Here is a 5250-nt window from a genome sequence, read left to right on the forward strand (position 1 = left end):
GGATTAGCATCCCACCGTTGACATCGATCACGGCGCCGGTGATGTAGCTGGCCAGATCGGAAGCCAGGAAGAGATAGGCGCCGGCGACGTCGCGCGCCTCGCCCAGCCGGCTGAGCGGGATTCCCTTGATGATGTCGGCGCGCATGGCGTTGGTCAGTTTGCCGCCGGTGATGTCGGTCTGGATCAGGCCCGGTGTGATGCAGTTGACGCGGATGCCTTCGGGACCGAATTCGCGCGCCATGGCCTTGGCAAGCCCCAGAACACCCGCCTTGGCAGCCGAATAGTGCGGGCCACCGAAGATGCCGCCGCCGCGCTGGGCCGAAACCGACGACATGCAGATGATCGAGCCGCCGCCATTTTCGCGCATGTTCGGGATGAATGCCTGGCTGAGATAGAGCACGCCGCGTAGGTTGACATCGAGGATGCGGTCCCAGTCAGCCGGGCCGATATCCAGTGTCTTTGCGGGCTGCGTGATCCCGGCAATGTTGCACAGCACGTCGACCTTGCCGAAGGCTTCGGCCACTTCGGCAGCAGCCCTCTTGCACGCATCGAGGTCGGCGACGTTACAGGCGAGGCCAATGTGCTCGGGCCCAAGCGACTCGGCGGCGTCACGGGCCTGTTGCTCATCGAGGTCAAGAATAGCAATGCGCGCGCCTTGCTCCGCCATCAGCGTTGCCGTGGAGCGGCCTATCCCCCGAGGGCTCGCGGCCCCTGAAATCACCACGGCCTTGCCCTTCAGCAACATGTCGAACTCTCCTGCTATTTCTCTTTGCCGGTGATCTAAAGTCGGTAGAACCGGGCAGCGTTGTCATGGAACAGCGCGAGCCGCTCCTCGTGCGGGTAGGCGATCGTAATTTCCTTGAAGGCGTTCAAAATGGCGTCGAAGCTCGAGAACAGCTTGTCGACGGGGAAGTTCGTCGCGAACATCGAGCGGCCGACGCCGAAGGCTGCGATCGCCTCCTCGACATAAGGACGAATCGAGGCCGTGGTCCAAGTCCAGTCGCCCATGCCGAGGCCCGAGATTTTGCAGGCGACGTTCGGCGCTTGCGCCAACTGGTGCATGCCTTTTTTCCAGGCGCCAAAATGCTCGGCGCCGTCGACCTGCATGCCGGTGTGATTGAGAATGATCTGGACGTCGGGAAAGTCGCGCGCGAGTTCGAGGAACTCACCCATCTGGGGATAGTAGAGCTGCAGGTCGAAGCTCAGCCGTCGCTTCGCCAGCTCCCGGAAACCACGCCGCCATTCGGGTGTCCGGCTCACCTCCGGCCGCGCCTGATATGTCTTAGCGGCGTCGGGATGGTAGTTCATCGACTGCCGAATGCCGCGGAAGTTCTGATGTTCCATGTGGCGGTCGAGGAGCTCGCCAACATCGGGTCTAGACAGGTCGGCATAGCCGACGATGCCGTGGGGAAACCCCCGCTTGTCGGCGATCTCCTGCAGCCAGCGCGTCTCCCCAACCGGATCGCTGGGATCGAACCCCACATCCAGGTGCACCGATTTCACCAGGGTCTGGTTCCTGGCGTCTTCTAGATAGTCGTCGAGAAGGTAGCTTTTGCGGATCGCCTCGTAGTCACCGAAAGCTGACGGCTTAACCCCGTCGGCCAGCCACGGATAATAATTGGTCTCCAGATCCCACAAATGATGGTGCGGATCGATGAACGGCAGCTCGGCCACGGTCGGGATTCCTTGCTCGAGGTCTGGACCCGCCGGCCAAGCCGGCGGGTCCATTGGGTGGCGGTCAGTTGCTCGGCGGAAAGACGCGGGCGATGACCCTCTTGGCCTCAGGACTCTCGACCTTGTCGGCGGTCACAAGAGGCATGACCAAGGCCAGGTCCTGGGTCACCGGTGCGCCCGTCAGTGCGTTGTAGACCTGTTGGGTTCCGTCGATGCCTTGGCCCACCGCCTCCTGGAAGAAGATGCCCTGGATCGCTCCTTTCTTGAGCAGCGCGATCGTGGTCGGCGAGCCGTCGGCCACGGTGATGCCGATCTTGCCGGTGAGGCCCCGGGTCTCGACCACCTTGGCGGCGCCGCTGCCGGCTTCGTCATACATGCCGTAGATGGCCTTGATATCGGGATTGGCGGTCAAGAGGTCATTTGCCTGGGTGACGGCTTCGTTGATCGTCAGGCCACGCGTCTCCAGCATCTGGACGAGGTCACACCCTGCGGCCGCGAACGCCTCCTTGGCGCCCTTGAGGTATTTCTGTGCATTCTCCCGGTCCTGCGGCAGCGACAGCATGCCAACCTTGTTGCCGCCACGCTCCTTGGCGAGCTCGCAGGTGAATTTCCCCTGCGCCTTGCCGGTCTCATAGTTGTTCGCGGTGACCGAGGACGTATAGTTGGTGAGGCCCGGTTGCGGCCCGATGCCGGCGAACGCGATCGGCACGTTCTGCTTCGCTAGATAGTCGAGCAGCGGCGGTGTCGAGGTCGAGCTGACGGGGCCGATCACGATGGCCGCGACGCCTTTGGTCACGGCGGTCCGCGCATTGTCCATCTGCTTGGCGGGTGAGTTTTCCGAGGTGTACTCGACATAATCCATGCCGAGTTCCTTGGCCTTCTCCTTTACGCCGTACCCGACCCATTGCCAGTAGGAGATGTCCAGCGACGGGGCGATGTAGGCGACGGTCTTCTTGTCTTCAGCGTATGATGCGCTGGACAAGGTAGCCGCCGCCAACGCTGCAAGTAGTATGGTCTTAAACTTCATCTTGGTTCCTCCCATTGATGATCTAGATGCGGTTCTTGTTGCTGAAGCGGTCAATCAGCACCGCGAGCAGGATCGCGGCGCCGGTGACTGAGCCTTGCCAGAAGCTGTTCACGCCGATGAGGTTCACGCCGTTCTGGATGCAGGTGATCATCAGAGCGCCCAGCACGGCGCCGATCGCGCTCCCGGTTCCGCCAAAGAGGCTGGCCCCGCCAATGACGACGGCGGCGATTGCCTGCAGCATCAGGCTGGCGCCGGCAGTGGCTTCGGCGTTGAGGATGTAACTTGCCGTCAACAGCCCGGCGAAAGAGGCGAGCAGGCCCGAAGCGACATAGGCTGCAAACTTGATGCGCAGAACCGGAATGCCGAGCAGCCGGGCAGCAATTGCCGACGACCCGACGGCATAGAACCAGCGTCCGAGCACGACCTTGCGCAAAACGTATTCCAGCGCGATCATCACTATGATGCAGAACAGAAGATGGTTCGGGATGCCTGGGATAATCTCGCCCGAATTCAGGAGCCAGAAATCCGGGGCGCCGATCGGCATCGAACGCCCATTGGTGACGATGAAGGCAAGGCTGCCCGCCACCGCGTAGGTGATGAGCGTGACGACGAAAGGCGCGAGCCCGACGACCGTGACCAGAAGGCCATTGATCGAGCCGAACACAAGGCCGACCGCCAGGCCGGCAGCACTCGCGGTCAGTCCGTCGGCGCCATTGGCCATCGCCAGCGCGGTCACCATTCCGGTCAGGGAAAAGACTGAACCGACCGAAAGATCAATTCCGCCGGTAATGACGACCAGCAAAACACCGAGCGACATGATTATGAGAGGCGCGGCGGCCTGGATGATGTTTTGCACATTGCCCATGCTGAGTGCTGCGGGCACGAACATGCCGACGGCCAGCAGCAGGACGACGATCGCAGCGGCAATCGCGGCTTCAGTGCGGTAGGACAAAAGAACTGCTGGGACGCGCGAGTTGGCGGTCCGGAGTTTGTTCGTGGTGGCGGTCCCGTTGGTTGCGTCGGTCATGCCGCCATCCCCGTCAGTTCGGCGAGCCCCTCTTCGGTGAAGTGCTCTTCAGGCAGGAATCCCTTCGGCTGCCCATCGGTGTCAAAGGCGAAAATAGCGTCGCAAAGCTCGAGCAGCTCGACGTTCTCCGTCGACCACCAGATGATGATCGCGCCAGCGTCGGCCATCTCCCGGATCAAACCGTAAATGTCATGCTTGGTGCCGATGTCGACGCCACGCGTCGGCTCTTCCAGCACCACCATCCGGAGCGGCAGCCCAAGCCACCGTGCGACGAGAAGCTTCTGCTGGTTGCCGCCGGACAGCGAGGTCGGCAGGTCCCAGATCGAGCTGGCTTTCAACTTCAGCGCTGAAACGAGATCGTGACATTCCTGCCGCTCGGCTGCGGCCACGATCCGCCGTCTTTCGCGAACCCTGCGTGCTGCAAGCACGTTATCGACGATGGGCAGCTGCGAAAGGATCCCCTTGGTTGCGCGGTCGCCCGAAACAAAGCCGATACCGGCCCGCGCCGCTGCCGCTGGAGACGAGAAGCGGTCCGCAAAACCCTCGCCGGAAAGGCGCCAGCCAGCCCCGGGTCCGGCGCCCACCAGGGGAGCAATGAGGCCGGTCGGGCCTGCGGGCGCGCCGGCCAGTCCCAGGATGGTGCCGGACGAAATCGCTATCCCGACGTCGCCGGGGCCGAGGAGTTCGACTGGTATGCCCTGTCGGAGGTGTTTTTGCGGGTTGCGGTGCCTTGCCGGACGCTGCGCGTGTTGGCCCATCTGCTGGACGATTTCGGCGTCGCTGAGCGATGCAAGCGGCGTGGCATTCGCGATCGTGACGCCATCGCGCAAGATCGTGCAGACATCGCAGAGCGCGCGGATTTCCCGCATACGGTGAGAAACAAAGACGATGCCGATGCCTTCCTCGTGCACCAACCGCTTCAGCACCGAGAAGAGTTTGGCAGTCTCGCCGGCAGTGAGATTGGCCGTGGGCTCGTCGAGAAGCAGCACTTCGGCTCCGGTGGAAAGGGCACGAGCGATCTCGACGATCTGGCCTTCGTGGAGGGACAATTTGCGTGCCGGCAGCTCGATGATCTCTTCGCCGATCGCTGGGTCAATCAGCCGGAGCGCTCCGAGCGCGGTTTCGCGCATGCGGCGACGGCTGATCTGCGACCAGCCCGACCTCGCATGCACAATGCCGATATTTTCCGCGACCGACAGCTCGGGCAATAGCGCCAGCTCCTGATGCACCACCGCGATGATCGGGCTGGTGTGGCCGGCCTTCGACGAGGCGAAGCTAATATCGCCGGCATCGCGTGAGATCAGCCCGGTGATGATGCGGATCAGGGTGCTTTTGCCGGCGCCGTTGCCGCCCAGGAGCGCGTGGATTTCGCCAGGCCGGACCTGAAAACTCACGCCCCGAAGGACCCGTGTTGCGTCATAACTCTTCTCGATATTCGCAGCTTCGATCAGGGGCTTCCTGGTCAATACCTGTCCAACTCCCGGCACGTTGCCGGCGCTACCCAAGCTTTGGGTTGAACTCG

General features: G+C 62.6%; 5 protein-coding genes. All 5 read right to left on the bottom strand.

The features are described 5' to 3' along the window. A partial coding sequence (locus tag NKH90_RS34045) for an SDR family NAD(P)-dependent oxidoreductase (protein WP_352823656.1) occupies positions 1-745 on the bottom strand: 745 nt, incomplete at its 3' end. A 35-nt stretch (positions 746-780) separates the two neighbouring features. Further along, a complete protein-coding gene (locus tag NKH90_RS34050) occupies positions 781-1674 on the bottom strand; it encodes an amidohydrolase family protein (RefSeq protein ID WP_352823658.1) in 894 nt (297 codons plus the stop codon). 64 nt (positions 1675-1738) lie between these two features. Beyond that, a complete protein-coding gene (locus tag NKH90_RS34055) occupies positions 1739-2701 on the bottom strand; it encodes a substrate-binding domain-containing protein (RefSeq protein WP_352823660.1) in 963 nt (320 codons plus the stop codon). Positions 2702-2723: 22 nt separating this feature from the next. Continuing rightward, positions 2724-3728: an ABC transporter permease gene (locus NKH90_RS34060; protein ID WP_352823662.1), complete on the bottom strand. Its 1005-nt coding sequence runs from the start codon at positions 3726-3728 to the stop codon at positions 2724-2726. Continuing rightward, on the bottom strand, positions 3725-5250 hold a 1526-nt coding region (locus NKH90_RS34065), incomplete at its 5' end, for a sugar ABC transporter ATP-binding protein (RefSeq protein WP_352823665.1). The genes NKH90_RS34065 and NKH90_RS34060, both read right to left, overlap by 4 nt.

It is taken from the genome of Mesorhizobium sp. M0898 (genome assembly GCF_040319695.1).
Lineage (GTDB): Bacteria > Pseudomonadota > Alphaproteobacteria > Rhizobiales > Rhizobiaceae > Mesorhizobium.

Coding starts and splice junctions, on each gene's coding strand:
- NKH90_RS34060 (WP_352823662.1), bottom strand. CDS start 3,728: ATGACCGACGCAACCAACGGGACCGCCACCACGAACAAACTCCGGACC.
- NKH90_RS34055 (WP_352823660.1), bottom strand. CDS start 2,701: ATGAAGTTTAAGACCATACTACTTGCAGCGTTGGCGGCGGCTACCTTG.